The sequence below is a fragment of the Ruegeria pomeroyi DSS-3 genome, from assembly GCF_000011965.2.
Taxonomy (GTDB): Bacteria; Pseudomonadota; Alphaproteobacteria; order Rhodobacterales; family Rhodobacteraceae; genus Ruegeria_B; species Ruegeria_B pomeroyi.
Genome location: NC_003911.12, coordinates 3,252,039 through 3,270,256, shown reverse-complemented (window position 1 = coordinate 3,270,256; position 18,218 = coordinate 3,252,039). Strand labels below are relative to the sequence as shown.

General features: G+C 62.3%; 18 protein-coding genes. 11 read left to right on the top strand and 7 right to left on the bottom strand.

Annotation, left to right across the window (positions count from 1 at the left end; translation table 11 throughout):
- The first annotated feature begins 142 nt into the window (after positions 1-142).
- A complete protein-coding gene (locus tag SPO_RS15495) occupies positions 143-1,777 on the top strand; it encodes a SulP family inorganic anion transporter (protein WP_011048752.1) in 1,635 nt (544 codons plus the stop codon).
- 128 nt (positions 1,778-1,905) lie between these two features.
- Here SPO_RS15495 and SPO_RS15490 read toward each other — a convergent pair whose 3' ends face one another.
- Together SPO_RS15490 and SPO_RS15485 are read right to left on the bottom strand one after the other, a co-directional pair.
- Entirely contained in the window at positions 1,906-2,544 is a 639-nt protein-coding gene (locus SPO_RS15490) for a CatB-related O-acetyltransferase (RefSeq protein ID WP_011048751.1), read from the bottom strand.
- Positions 2,544-3,149, bottom strand: coding sequence for a flavin reductase family protein (locus SPO_RS15485; RefSeq protein ID WP_011048750.1), 606 nt, complete (start codon positions 3,147-3,149; stop codon positions 2,544-2,546). The genes SPO_RS15490 and SPO_RS15485 overlap by 1 nt, the downstream gene beginning before the upstream one ends.
- A gap of 83 nt (positions 3,150-3,232) precedes the next feature.
- Here SPO_RS15485 and SPO_RS15480 point away from each other — a divergent pair, with 83 nt between their 5' ends.
- From SPO_RS15480 to SPO_RS22305, 10 genes are all read left to right on the top strand, one after another.
- The gene (locus SPO_RS15480; RefSeq protein WP_011048749.1) at positions 3,233-3,721 is read left to right on the top strand and encodes a GNAT family N-acetyltransferase; all 489 of its coding nucleotides are present in this window, start codon (positions 3,233-3,235) and stop codon (positions 3,719-3,721) included.
- Positions 3,722-3,770: 49 nt separating this feature from the next.
- Positions 3,771-4,532 (top strand): EcsC family protein, encoded by a 762-nt coding sequence (locus SPO_RS15475; RefSeq protein WP_011048748.1) that lies wholly within the window; start codon positions 3,771-3,773, stop codon positions 4,530-4,532.
- Positions 4,533-4,596: 64 nt separating this feature from the next.
- Positions 4,597-5,097, top strand: coding sequence for an NUDIX hydrolase (locus SPO_RS15470; RefSeq protein ID WP_011048747.1), 501 nt, complete (start codon positions 4,597-4,599; stop codon positions 5,095-5,097).
- A gap of 51 nt (positions 5,098-5,148) precedes the next feature.
- Entirely contained in the window at positions 5,149-5,574 is a 426-nt protein-coding gene (locus SPO_RS15465) for a DUF1178 family protein (protein ID WP_011048746.1), read from the top strand.
- A 1-nt stretch (position 5,575) separates the two neighbouring features.
- Positions 5,576-6,214, top strand: a complete 639-nt coding sequence (locus tag SPO_RS15460; RefSeq protein WP_011048745.1) for an SDR family NAD(P)-dependent oxidoreductase — start codon at positions 5,576-5,578, stop codon at positions 6,212-6,214.
- 462 nt (positions 6,215-6,676) lie between these two features.
- Positions 6,677-8,347 carry an ABC transporter substrate-binding protein gene (locus tag SPO_RS15455; RefSeq protein WP_011048743.1) on the top strand — a complete coding sequence of 557 codons (1,671 nt, stop codon included), beginning with the start codon at positions 6,677-6,679 and terminating at the stop codon, positions 8,345-8,347.
- 71 nt (positions 8,348-8,418) lie between these two features.
- Positions 8,419-9,504, top strand: coding sequence for an ABC transporter permease (locus tag SPO_RS15450; protein ID WP_044028645.1), 1,086 nt, complete (start codon positions 8,419-8,421; stop codon positions 9,502-9,504).
- A 12-nt stretch (positions 9,505-9,516) separates the two neighbouring features.
- Positions 9,517-10,722, top strand: coding sequence for an ABC transporter permease (locus SPO_RS15445; RefSeq protein WP_011048741.1), 1,206 nt, complete (start codon positions 9,517-9,519; stop codon positions 10,720-10,722).
- Between the two features lie 11 nt (positions 10,723-10,733).
- Positions 10,734-12,821: a dipeptide ABC transporter ATP-binding protein gene (locus SPO_RS15440; RefSeq protein ID WP_011048740.1), complete on the top strand. Its 2,088-nt coding sequence runs from the start codon at positions 10,734-10,736 to the stop codon at positions 12,819-12,821.
- Between the two features lie 45 nt (positions 12,822-12,866).
- Positions 12,867-13,670, top strand: a complete 804-nt coding sequence (locus SPO_RS22305) for a type 1 glutamine amidotransferase (RefSeq protein ID WP_011048739.1) — start codon at positions 12,867-12,869, stop codon at positions 13,668-13,670.
- A gap of 2 nt (positions 13,671-13,672) precedes the next feature.
- Here SPO_RS22305 and SPO_RS15430 read toward each other — a convergent pair whose 3' ends face one another.
- From SPO_RS15430 to SPO_RS15410, 5 genes are all read right to left on the bottom strand, one after another.
- Positions 13,673-14,677: a LysR family transcriptional regulator gene (locus SPO_RS15430; RefSeq protein WP_011048738.1), complete on the bottom strand. Its 1,005-nt coding sequence runs from the start codon at positions 14,675-14,677 to the stop codon at positions 13,673-13,675.
- 118 nt (positions 14,678-14,795) lie between these two features.
- On the bottom strand, positions 14,796-15,545 hold the full coding sequence (locus SPO_RS15425; protein ID WP_011048737.1) for an amino acid ABC transporter ATP-binding protein: 750 nt from the start codon (positions 15,543-15,545) through the stop codon (positions 14,796-14,798).
- Positions 15,546-15,557: 12 nt separating this feature from the next.
- Entirely contained in the window at positions 15,558-16,349 is a 792-nt protein-coding gene (locus tag SPO_RS15420) for an amino acid ABC transporter permease (RefSeq protein WP_144084021.1), read from the bottom strand.
- 85 nt (positions 16,350-16,434) lie between these two features.
- Entirely contained in the window at positions 16,435-17,214 is a 780-nt protein-coding gene (locus SPO_RS15415) for an amino acid ABC transporter permease (protein ID WP_011048735.1), read from the bottom strand.
- Positions 17,215-17,217: 3 nt separating this feature from the next.
- Positions 17,218-18,051: a transporter substrate-binding domain-containing protein gene (locus SPO_RS15410; protein WP_011048734.1), complete on the bottom strand. Its 834-nt coding sequence runs from the start codon at positions 18,049-18,051 to the stop codon at positions 17,218-17,220.
- Between the last annotated feature and the right edge of the window lie 167 nt (positions 18,052-18,218).

The following is an 18,218-nucleotide window of genomic DNA, read 5'->3' as shown; positions in this document are numbered from 1 at the left end:
GGGCGGGCCGGGTGCAAGTCACGTTGCCGCGAGCGAAAGTCATGCATGCGACGCATAGCCGCTACCCGTGCTGCGCCATGGCCGTAGGGGTGGCGATTCGTTACAAGGCCCGGAACGCGAACTCCCCATCAGGACCTGACCCATGCCCCGTGCCTTCCTGGCAAGTGTTGCCAATCGTCTCGCCATTCCCGACCTGCGCTGGATGCCGGACGAGCCGCTGACCGCCTCGCGACTCAGGATCGAGCTGTTGTCGGGGCTGACCGTGGCGCTGGCGCTGGTGCCCGAGGCGGTGGCCTTTGCCTTTGTCGCCGGGGTGCACCCGCTGGTGGGGCTTTACGCGGCCTTTCTGGTCGGGCTGATCACCGCGCTGATCGGTGGGCGGCCGGGCATGATCTCGGGCGCGACCGGGGCGCTCGCGGTGGTGATGGTGGCGCTGGTGGCGCAGCACGGGGTGGAATACCTGTTTGCGACCGTGGTGCTGATGGGCCTGTTGCAACTGGTCGCCGGGGTCATGCAATGGGGCAAGTTCATCCGGCTGGTGCCGCATCCGGTCATGCTGGGCTTTGTCAACGGTCTGGCCATCGTGATCTTTCTGGCGCAGATGGGCCAGTTCAAGGTGCCCGGCAGCATGGAAAACACCGGTCACGGGCTGGGTGGCGGTCAATGGCTGTCTGGCGGTCCGCTGATGCTGATGCTGGCGCTGGTGGCGCTGACCATGGTCGTGATCTGGATCATGCCGCGGGTGACGCGGGCGATCCCTGCGCCGCTGGCGGGCATCGCCGTGGTCGCGGCGCTGGTGATCGGCGCCGGGCTGGAGGTGCCGCGGGTGGGTGACATGGCCTCGATCGAGGGCGGGTTGCCGCAATTCCATATCCCGATGGTGCCGCTCAACTGGGAGACGCTGGAGATCATCCTGCCCTATTCCGTCATCCTCGCCGCCATCGGGTTGATCGAGTCGCTGCTGACCCTGAACCTGGTGGGTGACATTACCGGCAAGCGTGGCGGGGCCAGCCAGGAATGCATCGCCCAGGGCGCGGCCAATGTGGTGACCGGCTTTTTTGGTGGCATGGGCGGCTGCGCGATGATCGGCCAGTCCATGATCAACGTGAAGTCCGGCGGCCGGACCCGGGTGGCCGGTATCGCGGCGGCGCTGTTCCTGCTGGTGTTCATCCTGGTCGGCGCGCCGCTGATCGAGCAGATCCCGCTGGCCGCGCTGGTTGGTGTGATGTTCATGGTGGTGATCGGAACCTTTGCCTGGAACTCGCTGATGATCCTGCGCAAGGTGCCGCTGACCGATGCATTCGTCACCGTTCTGGTCACCGTGGTCACGGTGATGGAGGACCTTGCGGTTGCCGTGGTCGTGGGCGTCATCGTCTCGGCCCTGGCCTATGCCTGGAACAACGCCAAGCGCATCCATGCGGTCACGCGTGAGTCCCATACCGCCAAGGGCGCCAAGGTCTATGAGATTCAGGGGCCGCTGTTCTTTGGCTCGACCGACGGGTTCGTGGAGCTGTTCGAGGTTGAGAAGGACCCGGACACCGTGATCGTCGATTTCAAGGAGAGCCGGGTTGTCGACCAGTCGGCTTTGCAGGCGATCGAGGCGGTTGCGCTGAAATACGAAGATGCAGGCAAGCAGGTGATGCTGCGGCATCTGAGCCGCGATTGCCACCAGCTCTTGAACAAGGCCGGGCATCTTATGGTCGACAGCGACGACGACCCCGATTACGGGCTGGCGGTGGATTACTCGGTGCGGACCGGCATCCTGGGCGGCCACTGAACCGTTACGAAGCGGTGCGCGCCTGAGGGCGCGCGCTCTCTTTCTTGCCGCGCCTTGCGGCGCGGGGGCGAGGCGCTGCCTCGCGCTCCGGAGTATTTGGAACCAGAAAGAAGCCCCAGAGGCCGAGGTCAGGGGCTGAGGCGGGCAAGATGGTCGATATCGCCCGAGAGCAGTGCCGGTTCGGCACGGGCGATGCGGTCCGTTGGCCAGTCCCACCAGGCGAGAGTTTGCAGCGTGGCAACGGTGTCGGGGTCGAAGCGGAAGCGGATAACTTGGCCCGGGTTTCCGGTGACCACCGCGTAAGCGGGCACCGTGCCGCGCACCACAGCGCCCGCGCCGATGATGGCGCCGTTGCCGATCCGGGCGCCGGGCAGGATCATCGCGCCATAGCCGATCCAGACATCGTGGCCGATCACCGTATCGCGGCGGTCCGGCTGATAGGAGGCCATTTGCACCGGGTCGAACACCGGGAAGGGAAAGCAGCTGATCCCGTCCATCGCGTGATTGGCCGAGGCGGTGATGAAGCGCACCCCGTGGGCGATCTGGCAGAAGCGGCCAAGTGTCAGCATCTCGGCAGAGGTTGCAAACAGATAGGGGGCCAGCCGCGCCGCCCAATCCGCCGGCGGGTCGAAATCCGAGGCATAGCTGTAATCCCCGGCGCGGAACCGGGGATGGTCTATCACCCGGTTCAGGAACACGGTGCCGGCATGGTCCGTCCCGTCGGGTAACGTGATCGGGTAGCGGCGGCTGGCGTCGGGCAGGGGCATCAGTCGTCCGGGCGCGCAAGGGTGAAGAGGTCGCGCACCACCGAGTAGTCGCGATAGCCAAGCCGGGCCAGCGGCTGATAGGTGGTGACGTCGAATATCCCATCCTTTAGGCATTCATCGCGCATGTGGATGCCGGTCACCTCGCCGAATACCACCCGATTGGACTCGCCGGGCAGCGTCACGATCTGCGTCAGCTTGCATTCCAGCGCGGCGGGCGCCCCGGCGATGCGGGCGCAGGCGATCGTTTCGCATTCGACCGGTGTCAGCCCGGCATGGGCGAATTCGTCCACCTCGCGCGGGAGTGTCTGAGAGGTCGCGTTCATCGCGTCTCTCATCGCGTATTCGACGATGTTGACGCAGAAGACACCTGTTGCCTCGATATTGGCGACCGTGTCCTTGGTGTTGTCCTGGTCGGGCTTGCTGCCCGTGGTCGAAAACATCACCTGCGGCGGGAAATAGGCGGCTCCATTGAAGAAGCTGTAGGGGGCGAGGTTGTTGGTGCCATCGGCGGCGCGGGTGGATATCCAGCCGATGGGGCGCGGCGTGATGATGGCGTTGAACGGGTTGTGCGGCAGGCCGTGCCCGTCCTCGGGTCGATAGAACATGTGTCTGATATCTCCAAGCGTTTGCCCTAGGGGTAACGAAGTGATAGGGCGATTTCCACCCGAAGGGAGAGGCAGGCAGACAGGTGATCGAGGTCAAGCCGGAAACACCGGACGATTGGTGGGAGGTCGAGGCGCTTTACGACCTGTGTTTTGCACCGGGGCGCACGGCGCTGTCCTCGTACCGGCTGCGCGACGATGTGCCGCCGGTTGCGGGTCTGTCGCTGGTGGCGCGCGACAGCGATGGCACGCTGGCCGGTGCGATCCGGTTCTGGCCGGTGCATGTGGGCGATCTCGACGCGCTGCTTCTGGGGCCCGTTGCCGTGCACCCCACCCACCAGGGCGAAGGGCTGGGTGGGTTCCTGATCCAGGAGGGGCTGGAGGCGGGCCGCGAGGGAGGCTGGGCGCGGGTGATGCTGGTAGGCGATGCGCCCTACTACAGCCGCTTCGGCTTTGCCCGGCTGGAAGGGGTCGAGATGCCGCCACCGACCAACCCCGACCGGGTGCTGGGGCTGGAACTGATTCCGGGCGCCTGGACGGGTGTTTCGGGCCGGGTCACCCGCTGGACCCGTTGAAATCGCACCGCGCGATGCCGATCTTTGAAAGTCAGAGGAGGCGTGCGCCATGCAGGATATCATGATCGTTGCCCCGGTCGATGCAGAGGCCGAGCTGGAGGCGCTGGCGGCGCGGTACCGCGCGGCGGGCGGCACCGGGATCCGGTTGCTCAACGCGCTGGGCGGGCAGGCCGAAGGGCTGCTTGACCGGTTGCCGCACCAGGTGCGTGCCGGGCTGAGCGATGCGACCGAGAGGGCGCTGGTGCTGGCGATGCGGGCGGCGCAGGGCTCGCGCGTGGCGGTTCCGGCGCAAAGCGCGCGCAACAACATGATCTGGACCACCGCGATGGGGGCTGCCGGTGGCATGGGCGGCCTGCCCACCGCGCTGGTCGAGCTGCCGGCCACCACCACGGTGCTGCTGCGCGCGATCCAGGATGTGGCCGCCGAACATGGTTTTGACCCCGCGGCCGAGAATGTCCAGTTCGATTGTATCCGGGTCTTTGCCGCGGCCGGGCCGCTGGCCACGGATGACGGCGCCGATCTGGGCTTTGTCTCGCTGCGTCTCACGCTGACTGGCGGCGCGCTGTACAAGATGATCTCCGCCGTGGCGCCCCGGCTGGCCACCGCGCTGGGGCAGAAGCTGGCGGCACAATCGGTGCCGGTGCTGGGCGCGGTTGCCGGAGCGTCGGTGAACTATGTCTATACCCGCTATTACCAGCAGATCGCGCATGTGCATTTCGGTCTCAGGCGGCTGGCGGTGGATGCCGACATTCCCCATGCCGATCTGGTTGCGCGCCTGACGGAAAAGATGGCGTTGAGCGCCCGGGTGTAACCGCAGTTTTACAATCCTGCCGTCAACTGGCGTCAGGTGGCGGGCGCGAGACCGGCAGGGGACCATGAACGCGAAACTGGACAGGAAAGCGATATTGCAAACGGCCGAGGCACTGCCCCGGCTGCAATATGGCGCGCTCTGCTGTCGCTTTGACGGGGATCTGCCACAGGTGCTGCTGATCACCTCGCGCGGAACCGGGCGATGGATTCTGCCAAAGGGCTGGCCAATTCCGGCGCTGGATGGTGCCGCCACCGCCGCGCGCGAGGCCTGGGAAGAGGCCGGGGCCACAGGCCAGGTCGCGCCCGACAGTCTGGGCACCTATTGCTACGTCAAGCTGCTCGACAAACGGCGGGAAGTCCCCTGCAAGGTCGAGGTGTTTGCGCTTTGCGTCACGGCGTTGGCCGAGGACTATCCCGAGGCAGGCCAGCGGCGACGCCAATGGGTAACGCCTGCTGAGGCCGCCGCGCTGGTCGACGAACCGGGCCTGCAACAGCTGCTGATCGGCCTTGATCCGGTTGCTTTGCGTGGCATGTGCGAACCGCCCGGGATGGCGCGCTCTACTTGATCTTGCGGCATATGTGGATATCTACTGGGCGGACCGCAACGGAATGGCCAGATGATTCAGTATTCCCTGAAATGTAGCGCCGGACACAGCTTTGACAGCTGGTTCCAGTCCGCTGCCGCCTATGAAAAGCTGGCGGTGGCTGGCATGGTCGCCTGTTCGGTCTGTGGCGTGACCCAGGTGGAGAAGGCGATCATGAGCCCCCGTGTCACCTCGGCACGGTCCAACAAGGATGACCGCCCGCTGACCGCGCCCGCCTCGCCTGCCGAACAGGCGCTGGCCGAGATCCGGCGCAAGATCGAGGCGAACTCGGACTACGTGGGCCGCGACTTCGTGGCCGAGGCGCGCCGGATGCATCTGGGTGAGACGCCCGAGCGAGCGATCTATGGCGAGGCGAGGGTGGAAGAGGCCAAGGCCCTCGTCGAAGACGGTATCCCCGTCGCGCCGCTGCCCTTCCTGCCCAACCGAAAGGCGAACTGACATGCATGTGCTGATCACCGGCGGCAACCGCGGGATCGGGCGGGAGCTGGCCGCGCGCTATCGCGCGGCGGGCCATGGCGTTACCGCCACCGCGCGCGATGACAGCTGCGATGTCGCGCTCGATGTGACCGATCCGGCCCAGCATCGCGCCATGGCCGAGCAGCTCGCCGGGCGCCCAGTCGATCTGTTGATCTGCAATGCAGGTGTGTATCTGGACAAGGGCCTGACGCTTGACACCTATACGGCGCAGATCTGGGCCGACAGCTTTGCCGCCAATGTCACCGGCGTTTTCCTGACCGTGCAGGCGCTGCTGCCCAATCTCAGGGCGGCCAGCGGCAAGATCGCGATCATCTCGTCGCAGATGGCCTCGCATACCCGTGCGCCGGGGGGCAGCTATGCCTATCGCGCATCCAAGGCGGCGGCGCTGAACCTGGGCCGCAACCTGGCCACCGATCTGGCGCCCGAAGGGATCGCTGTCGGGATCTATCATCCGGGCTGGGTGCGCACCGACATGGGCGGGCAGGGCGGCGATATCGACGTGGCCGAGGCCGCGACCGGTCTGATCGACCGCTTTGCCGCGCTGTCGCCCCAGACAACGGGATGTTTCGAAACCTGGGACGGGCGCGCGCACGCCTATTGAGCCTATGGACCGCCACGCTGGTTGGTGCCGGCGCGCTCTCGCCGCTTTCCAAGGCCAGCCTCTCAAACGTGAAATCCAGACAAGGTGGACCTGTTGAATCAGGGCTGTGATGTCGGTGAGGCGGAACACTGACCAGGTGATCGTGATCGCCTCGTATCAGGCTGGTGTAAAGGCGCGCCGGCTGTCTGGCTATCGGTAACCACCCTTTGACCAAAACTCTCAATCCTTGACGCCCCTCGACCCGTACAGGGGCCCAAACGGATTCATCAGTATTCATGCGGCCAATGCTTTTCATCTGAGTTCTGAATAGATTTTTGGCCTCTGGCTTGGAATTCGCAACCTCGCCACAGTTAGGCAGTTCTGAAGAAATGTCAGAGGCTCAGGTGTTGAGAAGCCGGGCTGAGAGGGCTGGCAACTGGGGCACTTTCCTTTTCTTCAGCGATTGCTCAACGGGAGGATGAGATGAGTTTCAACAAGCGAACTGATGAACTGGCTGGCGGGTCGTTGCCGGGGCATGTTTTGGCGGCAGCGGATCACGCCCGCAGTGGCAGCGCCATGGATCGGCGGGAGTTTCTGGCGCTTGCCAGTGTGTTCGGCGCAACCGCGGCGACCGCCTACGGCATGCTGGGCATGGCGGCACCGGCACAGGCGGCGACCCCCAGACGCGGCGGAACCTTGCGGCTTGAGGTCGGGGTGCATGCGCTGAAGGACACCCGCACAATGGACTTCGCGGCGATGTCTATGGTGGCCTCCAACTGGCTGGAATATCTGGTTGAATACAACAACGACGGGACATTCAAGCCGCGGTTGCTGGACAGCTGGGAGGTCAATGCTGACGCCACCGAATACACGCTGAAAGTTCGCAAGGGCGTGACCTGGAACAATGGCGACGCGTTCACGGCACAAGACGTCGCCCGCAACATCGAGCGCTGGTGTGATGCCGAGGTCGAGGGCAACTCGATGGCGTCGCGGATGAACTCGCTGGTCGATCCGGAAACCAAGAAGGCGGCCGCCGGAGCAATCACCGTCGTGGACGACGAAACCGTCAAGCTTACATGCCGCTCATCGGACATCACCATCATTCCCGGTCTGGCGGATTATCCTGCTCTGGTCGTGCATGAGAGCTACACGCCGGAAACCATGCTGACCAACCCGGTCGGGACCGGCCCTTACAAGCCGGTGGAATTTGAGGTGGGCGTCCGTGCAGCGGTGGAACGCAACACCGAACATGCCTGGTGGGGCGAAGGTACCGGTGCCTGGCTCGACCGGATCGAGTTCCTCGACTACGGCACGGATGCTTCCGCGGTTCTGTCCGCTGTTGAGGCAGATGAGATTGACGTGACCTACAACACGTCGGGTGAGTATCTGGAACTGATCGAAGCCCTGGGCTGGCACACATCGGAAATCGCCACCGGTTCGACTGTGGTGATCCGCGCCAACCAGCAGGCCGAGGTGAACGGGCAGAAGCCTTATGCTGACGTCCGTGTCCGCAAGGCGCTGCAGATGGCCGTCGACAACAACGTCGTTCTGGAGCTGGCCTTCAACAACAACGGCAAGGTTGCGCAAAACCATCATGTTGCCCCGGTGCATCCGGAATACGCGGATATCGGCGACCCGGTGCACGATCCCGCCGGAGCCAGGGCGCTGATCGAAGAGGCCGGCATGGCCGATTTCGAACACGAACTGATCTCGATCGACGGCGGCTTCCGCAAGGACACGGCTGATGTCGTTGCCATTCAACTGCGCGACGCCGGGATCAAGGTGAAGCGGACGATCATGCCCGGCTCCACCTTCTGGAACGACTGGACGAAGTATCCGTTCAGCATCACCGACTGGAACCACCGCCCGTTGGGGGTGCAGCTTTACGGCATCTGTTACCGAAGCGGCCAGAAATGGAATGAAGCCGGTTTCGCCAATGCCGAGTTCGATGCGCTCCTCGATCAGGCGGTTGCCGTTGCCGATCCGGCAAAACGCAGCGAGATCACCGCAAAGATGGAACAGATCATGATCGACGAAGCCGTGATCATTCAGCCCTACTGGCGCTCGCTGTTCCGGCAGTCGCGCGAAGGCGTCCTGAATGCCGAACCGCACATCTCGTTCCTGCCCCAGCTTTACAAGTGGGGCTGGGCCTAAACCCTAGCGTTTAGGCTATGCAGGCCGTGGCTCCGTCTCCCCCGCGGCCTGCACTCATTTTCGGAGTTGCGATGCGACACTTCATCCTTCGAAGGCTCGCAGTCATGCTTCTGACTGCGGCCTGCCTGACCTTTGTGGTCTTCTTCCTGACCAACCTGATGCCAAACCTGGAAAAACTCGCCAAGACCGAGGCGAACGCCAGAATGAGCGATGCGGAGGTGCTGTCCTGGCTGACCGAGCGCGGCTACACGCAGGATATCTTTACAAAATACGGCGAATGGCTGGGGGTGGTGCCCTCGTCCCGCGTGAATGGCGGCGACGGGGAGTTGTATACACGCTGCGCCCGGCCAGAGCGCACGGCAGAGGTCGCGCCGCACTATTGCGGTGTGCTGCAGGGAGAGTTCGGCTTTTCGACGGTCTTCAAGGAAGAAGTGAGCACCGTTATCGCCAAACGGCTGGGAACCACGGGATATCTGATGCTTGCGGTGCTCTGCGTCATGGTGCCCTTGTCTCTGCTTATCGGCGTTCTGGCTGGGATGCGGGAAGGGTCACTTGCTGACAGGCTGTTGTCCACTTTCGCGATTATCACGACATCGACCCCCGAATACGTCTCGGCCGTTCTCCTGATCTCCTTCTTCGCTTCCAAGAATGCAGGGATCTCGCCGGTGCTGGTGGAATGGGGGATGATTGAGGGCCCCACACTGTTCAAAGCCTCTGCCGCCACGGCAATGAAGGGGATTACCTTTGCCAACTTCACCCTGCCTGTTCTGGCGCTGACGTTCTACGGCATGGGTTACATCGCCCGGATGACCCGCGCCTCGATGACCGAGGTGATGACGGCGCAGTACATCCGCACCGCCCGGCTCAAGGGCGCGAGCTTCCGTGCCATCGTTCTGAAACACGCGCTGCGGAACGCGATGATCACCCCGTTCACCGTGATCATGCTGCAAATTCCCTGGCTGCTGACCGGTGTTGTGATTGTCGAGACGATCTTCAACTACAAGGGCTTCGGCTGGGCCCTGGTTCAGGCCGCGGGCAACAATGACATAGAGCTGCTCATGGGAATCTCGGTTGTTGCCGTGATCGTCGTGTTGCTGACCCAGCTCATCTCCGACATCGGCTATGTCTTCCTCAACCCGCGCATCCGCGTCAACTAAGGATCCGGGACCATGACTGATCTCACGACCTTTGAACTGATCCAGCAATTACTGCTGCGTTTTCTGCCCGTCTGGGCTTGTATGGCGGTCATCCTGGCCGGCTCCATCACAACCCGCCGCAAAACCGGCCTCTACGGCCAGATCTTCGACAGCCCGGTCGGGATTGCAGGGTTTTCCCTGGTGCTGTTCTGGGTTTTGACCGCGATATTTGCCAATCAGATCATCACACATGATCCCTATGGCCAGTTCTCCGGCATGAAGAACGCCTTCCCTGGCAGCGCCATCCCCGGTGCGGAGGAAGATACCTTTCCCTGGTATCTTCTGGGCGGCGACAACCTGGCGCGCGACGTGTTCTCGCGGCTGGTGTCCGGCAGCCGGATTGTTCTGACCGTTTCTCCTGTCGCGACGGTTTTTGCGTTCCTGGTGGGGATCACTCTGGGACTGCCCGCAGGATACTACGGCGGCCGTATGGACACCGCCCTGACCTTTACCGCCAACCTGATCATCGCCTTCCCGGTCATCCTGCTGTTCTACTTGCTGGTGACCCCGGAAATCCGGGCCGGGGGTCCCACGATCAGCTTTGGCGCAGGTCATGTCTGGCAGGCTTCTGTCCCCAATGTTCTGGCGGCGATCATCTTTGTCTTCCCGATGATCTTCTTCTGCCTGTTCTGGCAATCGCGCTTCTATGTCCGCCCGATGCTGCGCAATGTGCTGATTGCCATCACGCTGGGCGTTGGTGTCTGGGCCTATCTCGGGACGGCCTTCGACTATGACCCGACCGGAATATTTCTGATTGAACCTGGCCTGAAGAATATCTTCGCCATCATCGCGATGGTTGGCGCGCCTGCCAAGTTCCGCATCGTGCGCGGTCAGGTTCTGGACATCAAGACGCGTGATTTTGTTGCGGCTGCCCAGACCCGCGGCGAGCGTTCCTGGTACATCATGCTGTGGGAGATCCTGCCCAATGCGCGCGGACCGCTGATCGTCGATTTCTGCCTGCGCATCGGCTATACCGCGATCCTTTTGGGCGCCTTGGGTTTCTTCGGTCTCGGCCTGACCCCGGAAAGCCCGGATTGGGGCACCACCATCAACGAAGGCCGCAAGTTCCTGGCGCTTTATGCCCATCCCGCCCTGGCCCCTGCACTGGCGCTCATGAGCCTCGTTCTGGGCCTGAACCTGCTGGGGGACACCCTGCGTGAAGAATCCCTGAAAGACTGAAGGAGCGGGATATGACCAAACTGGCGGAATATGACGGGCCGATCCTGGAGATCGACAAGCTGTCGATTTCCTTTTTCACCCGGCTGCGGGAGATCCCCGCGGTGATGGATTTCTCGGTCACCGTTCAGCCCGGCGAGGCGGTGGGGCTGGTCGGGGAATCCGGCTGCGGCAAGTCCACCGTGGCGCTGGGGGTGATGCAGGACCTGGGCAAGAACGGCCGCATCGTGGGCGGCACCATCAAGTTCAAGGGTCGCGACCTGGCGCAGATGAGCGCCGAGGAGCTGCGCGACATTCGCGGCAACGAGATCGCGATGATCTATCAGGAGCCGATGGCCAGCCTCAACCCGGCGATGAAGATCGGCAGGCAGCTGATGGAAGTGCCGATGATCCACGAAGGCGTGTCTGCCGACGAGGCGCGCAAACGCGCGCTGGAAGTGGTGAGCGACGTGCGCCTGCCCGACCCCGAGCGGATGCTCAACAGCTATCCCCACCAGCTGTCGGGCGGCCAGCAGCAGCGCATCGTCATCGCCATGGCGCTGATGTCGAAACCGGCGCTGCTGATCCTGGACGAGCCCACCACCGCGCTCGATGTGACGGTCGAGGCCGCCGTGGTCGAGCTGGTCAAGGACCTGGGCAAGAAATACGGCACCTCGATGCTGTTCATCAGCCACAACCTGGGCCTGGTGCTGGAGACCTGCGACCGGCTTTGCGTGATGTATTCCGGCGAGGCGGTCGAGCGCGGCTCGATCAAGGATGTGTTCGACGAGATGCAGCACCCCTATACCCAGGCGCTGTTCCGCTCGATCCCGCTGCCGGGCGCCGACAAGAACAGCCGCCCGCTGGTGGCCATTCCCGGCAACTTTCCCCTGCCGCACGAGCGCCCGCCCGGCTGCAACTTCGGGCCGCGCTGCGACTATTTCGAGGCCGGGCGCTGCGATGCGCAGGACATCCTGATGGAGGCGGTGCCGGGCAATGACCGCCACCACACCCGCTGCCTGAAGTTCCGCGAGATCGACTGGAACGCGCCGATCATGCTCGCGGCGCAAAAGGAAAAGGGCGAGATCGGCGAGGTGGTCCTGAAGATGGACAACCTCAAGAAATACTACGAGGTCTCGGCCAACGCCCTGTTCGGCGGCGGCGAGAAGAAGGTGGTCAAGGCCAACGAGACCCTGTCATTCGAGGCGCGCGAATCCGAGACGCTGGCCATCGTCGGCGAGTCGGGCTGCGGCAAGTCCACATTCGCCAAGGTGCTGATGGGGCTGGAAACCGCCACCGACGGCCATATCCTGCTGGACAACCGCAGCATCGAGCAGATCCCGATCGAGGAGCGCGACACCAAGACCGTCTCGGATGTGCAGATGGTGTTCCAGAACCCGTTCGACACGCTCAACCCGTCGATGACCGTGGGCCGCCAGATCATCCGCGCGCTGGAAATCTTCGGCATCGGCAAGACCGATGGCGAGCGCCAGCAGCGGATGCTGGAACTGCTCGACCTGGTGAAACTGCCGCGCGCCTTTGCCGAGCGGATGCCGCGACAGCTGTCGGGCGGCCAGAAACAGCGCGTCGGCATCGCCCGCGCCTTTGCCGGCGGCGCCCGCATCGTGGTGGCGGACGAGCCGGTCTCGGCGCTGGACGTGTCGGTGCAGGCGGCGGTGACCGACCTGCTGATGGAGATCCAGCGCGAGCAGAAGACGACGCTGCTGTTCATCAGCCATGACCTGTCGATCGTGCGCTATCTCAGCGACCGGGTGATGGTGATGTACCTGGGCCATGTGGTCGAGTTGGGCACCACCGACCAGGTGTTCAGCCCGCCCTACCACCCCTATACCGAGGCGCTGCTGAGCGCGGTGCCGATCGCCGACACCTCGGTGATCAAGGAACATATCGTGCTCGAAGGCGACATCCCCTCGGCGATGAACCCGCCGCCGGGCTGCCCGTTCCAGACCCGCTGCCGCTGGAAATCCGAAGTGCCCGGCGGCCTGTGCGACAAGGACGTGCCACCGGTGCGCCAGCTGGGCGACGGCCATCAGGTGAAATGCCACCTGAGCGACGAGGTGCTGGCCAGAATGGGCCCCGTCATCAAAATCGCCGCAGAGTGAGCGGACACATATCCTGATATCCCTACGAATTGCAAAGGAAGTAGAATGCCTGAAATCCTGATTGTCGAATCCAGTTCGCCTGGCATTGCCAGCGCCCGTCGCGAACTTGGGCGTGCAGCGCCGCAAAATTTCTCGCGCGTGTTCGCCGCAGCCATCCCCGATATCAAGATCCGTGTGGTGGAGCCCTATCTGAAAGAACTGACATGTGCGGATTTTGATGGTGTTGATGGCGTTGTCATGACGGGCGCGGGCGACGACTGGGCCGCCGATGACGATCTGGCGACCCCGATTCGGGCCGCCTGCGACCTCGCGCTGGAGACCGGCCGCCCCGTGCTGGGAGTCTGCTACGGGCTACAGATCGCCACGGTCTGCCTGGGTGGGAAGATCGCCGCCTCCCCGAAGGGCAAGGAAACCGGTCTCGCACTGAAAGTCGAGCTGACAGAGCAGGGCGCCCGCCACCCGATGATGCAGGGCCGCCGGCAGGGATTCAGCGTCGCCTGCGCCCATCGCGACGAGGTCATCCGCATGCCCGACGGCGGCCAGCGCCTGGCCTATAACGCGCATAGCGACGTGCAGGCGATGTCCGTGCAGCAGAGCGGTGTGGATTTCTGGGGCCTGCAGTATCATCCCGAAATCTCGCCCTCGATCGTTGCCAATGCGATCCGCGAGCATGGCAGCCTGTTCTCGAACACCGGCATCGACATCGAAGACCTTCTGAAAGTTGAAACCGATCTTGAAACCGCGCAACGGCTGGGCTGTTCACTTGCCGATTTCGAGCTTCCCAACCGGACCCGCGAGTTGATCAACTGGATCGAATACGTCGCCAGCAAGACAACCGTGGCCGCCTGATCCTATCTGGGCGGCGAGGGCGTCTCCGGATCTGCAAAGATATCCGGATTCGCCCCCCGCAGGAAGCGTGCGGCCTCTGGCGAAATCTTTTGCCAGGGGCCGTTCACCAGCTCCCTGAACACCTTGATCAGCCTGTGCGTGACGTCTTGCGACAGATCGCGCATCTCCTCGGTGCGGCTGAGCAGCATTAGACTGCGGGACGCATCGGGCGGGGCCGGGAAAATCAACAGATCGCGCAATGCCGCCGGGGTCTGATAGAGGCACAGGACCGATGTCACTGCCCAGCCGTAGCCAACCTGGACAAAGCGCAGCAGGCTCTGGCTTGAGTCAAAACTGAAAGCGGGCTCGGCGTCGGCACCGAGGCTCCGGGCAATACGGGCCGCACGCACACCGAATTTCGTGGTCTGCGCATAGGCGATCTGCGGATCGGTCACCACAAAATCCTCGGGCCGCTTTGGCGGCAAGGAAGCCGGGTACACCAGAACGTAAGGGTCGTTGAAGATCCTGACAGGATTCACATAGCCCAGCGAGTCATAGGGCGGGCTGTCTACCATCAGGTCGAAACTTCGCCCCAGCAGGGCATCGTCGGCCCAAGGCGAAATGCCCGCGCTGAGCTCGACCGATTGCGCAAGCGAACTGGCGACAGACAGGAATTCCGCGCCCATGGTGCAGGACATGCTGTCAGGCATCGCGATCCGTAGCTTCTTGCGGCTGACATCCGGTGTCGAGCGGACGTGCTCAACCAGCCTGACCAGCTCCTGCAGTTGCCTGGGCAATCCCTCCGCAAGGCGCTTGCCGGCCCGGGTCAGACGGATCGGCCGGGTGTTCCGCTCCATCAGCGAAACACCCAGTACAGCTTCCAGCCGCTGCAATTGCTGGGAAAGCGCGGGTTGAGACAAGTCGCATTTTGCGGCCGCTTCGGTGAGACTGGCCGAACCGGCAATGACACAGAAGTTCCGCAGGAGCGAAAAATCCGGAAGCTGGTCCGAGGGCTTGTTGCGGCTCATCTGTCTACCCCCCGAATGATCATCCTTTCAGGGGCACGGGCAACGGCTTCTGAAACATACTCCTCAAAAGATCTCAGAACAGAGAAGGACAGTCCGGTCTTCAGGGGCCCTGCAGCAGTCATAGGATCTGGCTCAGAAACTCTTTCGTGCGCGGATCCTGGGCGTTGTCGAAGAATGTGTTAGGCGCACCGTGTTCGACGATCACCCCTTTGTCGGTGAAATAGATGTGGTCCGCCACTTCACGGGCAAACCCCATTTCATGCGTCACCAGGATGCAGGTCATTCCATCCGCTGCCAGATCCTTGATGGTAACCAAAACCTCTTTCACGGTTTCCGGGTCCAGCGCAGCAGTTACCTCGTCAAACAGCATGACGTCCGGACGCATCGCCAGGCTGCGCGCGATGGCAACCCGCTGCTGCTGGCCGCCCGACAGCTCGCCTGGATAACTGTGCTCCTTGCCCTCCAGCCGAACCTTTTTCAGCAATGCACGTGCGCGTTCCTCGACTTCAACCTTGTTTTCCTTCAGCACTTTTACCGGTGCCATCATCACGTTTTCCAAGGCGGTTTTGTGGGGGAACAGATTGTACTGTTGAAACACCATACCGACTTTCTTGCGCAGCTGCAGCCGGTCGAGCTCTGGGTCATGCACTTCCTGACCTTCAACGGTAATCGAACCGCCCTGAATGTCGTTGAGCGCATTGATGCAGCGGATCAACGTCGACTTGCCGGACCCGGAAGGCCCGATGATACAGATCACTTCGCCCTTCATGATGTCCATGCTGACGCCTTTGAGGACTTCGATGGGTCCAAAGGATTTGCGGACGTCCCGGATGGAGACAATCGGCTGATCAGATGTCCATGTATTCATTGTCCGGACCTTTCAGAGTTTGACGGCATAGCGCTTTTCCAGCGCGATCGTGATGCGGGCGATCGGGTAGCAATAGGCAAAGAACAGAACCAGCGCATACCCGAAGAATGGCACCAGAAGCTCGGGCCGATTGTTTTCCGCCTCCATTGCCTGGCGCGAAAAGGTGATGATTTCACCGACTCCCAGCATCGAACACAACGGGGTCGCCATTGTCAGGATGGCGTACCAGTTCATCCAGGGCGGGATCATCCGCTTGAAGCATTGCGGCAGGATGATCTGCCAGAGGGTTTGGGTTCGGGTAAAGGACAGCGATTCCGCCGCCTCCCATTGGGCAGACGGCACCGACATCACCGCACCGCGCACAATCTCGGAAATATTCGCCATGATCGGAAGGGACAATCCGATGACGGCCTTCATCCAGGCCGGAACGGGGATCACCACGCCGAAGATCTCAAATTCAAACGGAAAGGCGAGCAACACGATAAACAGGATCACCAGCCAGGGCGCATTGCGGAACAGCTGGGTGACACCCCAGCTCAGCCGTCGAAGCCAATTGTTCCGAGATATCTGACCAAGCCCCAGAGCCGCGCCGGCGACGGTGCCGATCAGCATTGAAAAGACCGAAATCACGACATTGAAAACAAAGCCCTGAAAGGTCAGAAACGGAATCCAGCGCCAAAGAGCCGCAAAAGCATCACCCATGCCGTAACTGGCTGTCTGAGCAAACGCCATGGTCGGCCAGGCCAGCAACAATAACAAGATGAACTGCGGTGGCATGCCAGCCAGCCAGCGGACCAGAAACATCTCGTCATAAGTTCCGCCCGATAGGACATAGGGTTTCAGGACCGGCAGATCGGTGCGAGCTGGGCCGGTGATGCCCGGAAAGTTGTTACTGGCCATAGCCCGGTATCCTCATCTTGCGTTCCCAGGAGTTCATGCCAAAGACCAGCACCCCGACGAGACCCAGATAGACAACGAAAAGAAGCAGCATCGTCGGGTTCTGCGCCGATGGAAAATCGTTCCAGATCGAGACGCTTTCATACAGCAGCTCGGGCACGGCGATGGCAAAAGCCTGGGTGGTGGTCTTCACCAGGTTCACAAGGTTGTTGTTCAGTGCCGGGATCGACACCCGCAATGCCAGCGGGAAGACCACATTGGTGAAGGTTTGTGTCCGGCTCATCCCCAGCGCTTCCTCAGCCTCGCGGGTCGAATGGGGCACGGCTTCGATCCCGGCGCGGAAGATTTCGACGTTGAATGCTCCTGCAAAAAACGACAGCGAAATGATGGCCCAGCCGGTCGCGGAGATCACCGGTATCTCGGTCCAACCATCGGTGCCCGTTACCACCGGGGTGAACTGCCCCAAAGCGAAGTAGAAAAACAGCAGCTGTACCAGCGGCGGTGTGTTGCGGAAGAACTGGATGTAACCCTGAACACTCGCGCGCAGGGCGCGGTTGCGGGTCCCTTGCAGCCAGGCGCCTGCAATGCCGATCACCAGGGAAAGCAGCACACAGGCAATGCTGAGCTTTACCGTCATCCAGAGGCCGGACAAAATGCGTCCGGCCTGCTTCTCGTCATAAAGCCAGATGAAATTCCAGCGCGGGGAATCCTCGGCAAGCTGCACAAAAAATGCTTCGAAACCTGTCATGCCGACGATCTCCCCGATGGCCAATGCTTACTCTGCGACCTGGTCCGCCAGCTTGGCGTTCAGCTCCTGAAGGTAGGCTGTCGGCTTGATGCCCCATTTGGCTTCCCAATTGATCAGGCTGCCATTCTGGTGCCAGCTGTACTGCATGCCGGTCATGAAGCGGCCAAAGATACAGTTCTCTTCGCCCTTGGGCACCGCAAGCCCCCATGGGCTGTCGTCCTCGGACGCCAGCGGCATTTCGAAGTCTTCCCATTCGCCAGAAGCGATTGCCGAGCCGATGGAAGAATCGTCATAGACAAAGGCAACGCATTTCTTGTCGCGCAATGCCTGACGCGCCTCGGCGGCCCCTGCGAAGGCCACGATCTGGGCGCCGTATTTGTCCTCAACAATCTGATTGTAAAATGCCCCCTGTACCCCACAGACCGGTTTCCCGTTCAGCTCGTTCCAGGAAGAGAACCCCAATGCCTTTGGCGCAAGGATATTGGTGCCGGAAGTATAGTAGTTCGGGCCGACAATGCCGACGATTTCACGGCGGTCCGCGCGGTCGGTCATTGTGGCAATCATCAGATCGATTTGCCCCTGTTCAAGAAACTGCATCCGGTTCGATGCAACGACCGGGGTCAGTTCCAGCTCGACCCCAAGGGTCTTGGCGACCTCCGCGGCCATGTCGATTTCCATCCCGATGATCGAGCCGTCAGTGTCGCGAAAGCCCCAGGGCTTGTAATCGGCCTTGACGCCGACAACGATCTTTCCGCGCTCCTGGATCCGGTTCCAGGCGTCATTGGTGCACTCTGCGGCCGTCGCGGCGATTGGGGCCAGGGTAAGGCTGGCAAGTGCTGTGGTGGCAATCAGGTGTTTCATGTACTTCTCCCTTTTCCTCTGCCGAATGGCTAGCAGGCGGGAAGCTTTCGGTGTGAGAGACGAAAAAGTTCCCCTGGCACCGGAACTTTTTTGACAAGCGGCCTGCTTGCCCGCCCCGGACGGGCGCGGATACTCTGGCTGTAGCGCGAAACCAGCGGTGGACGACT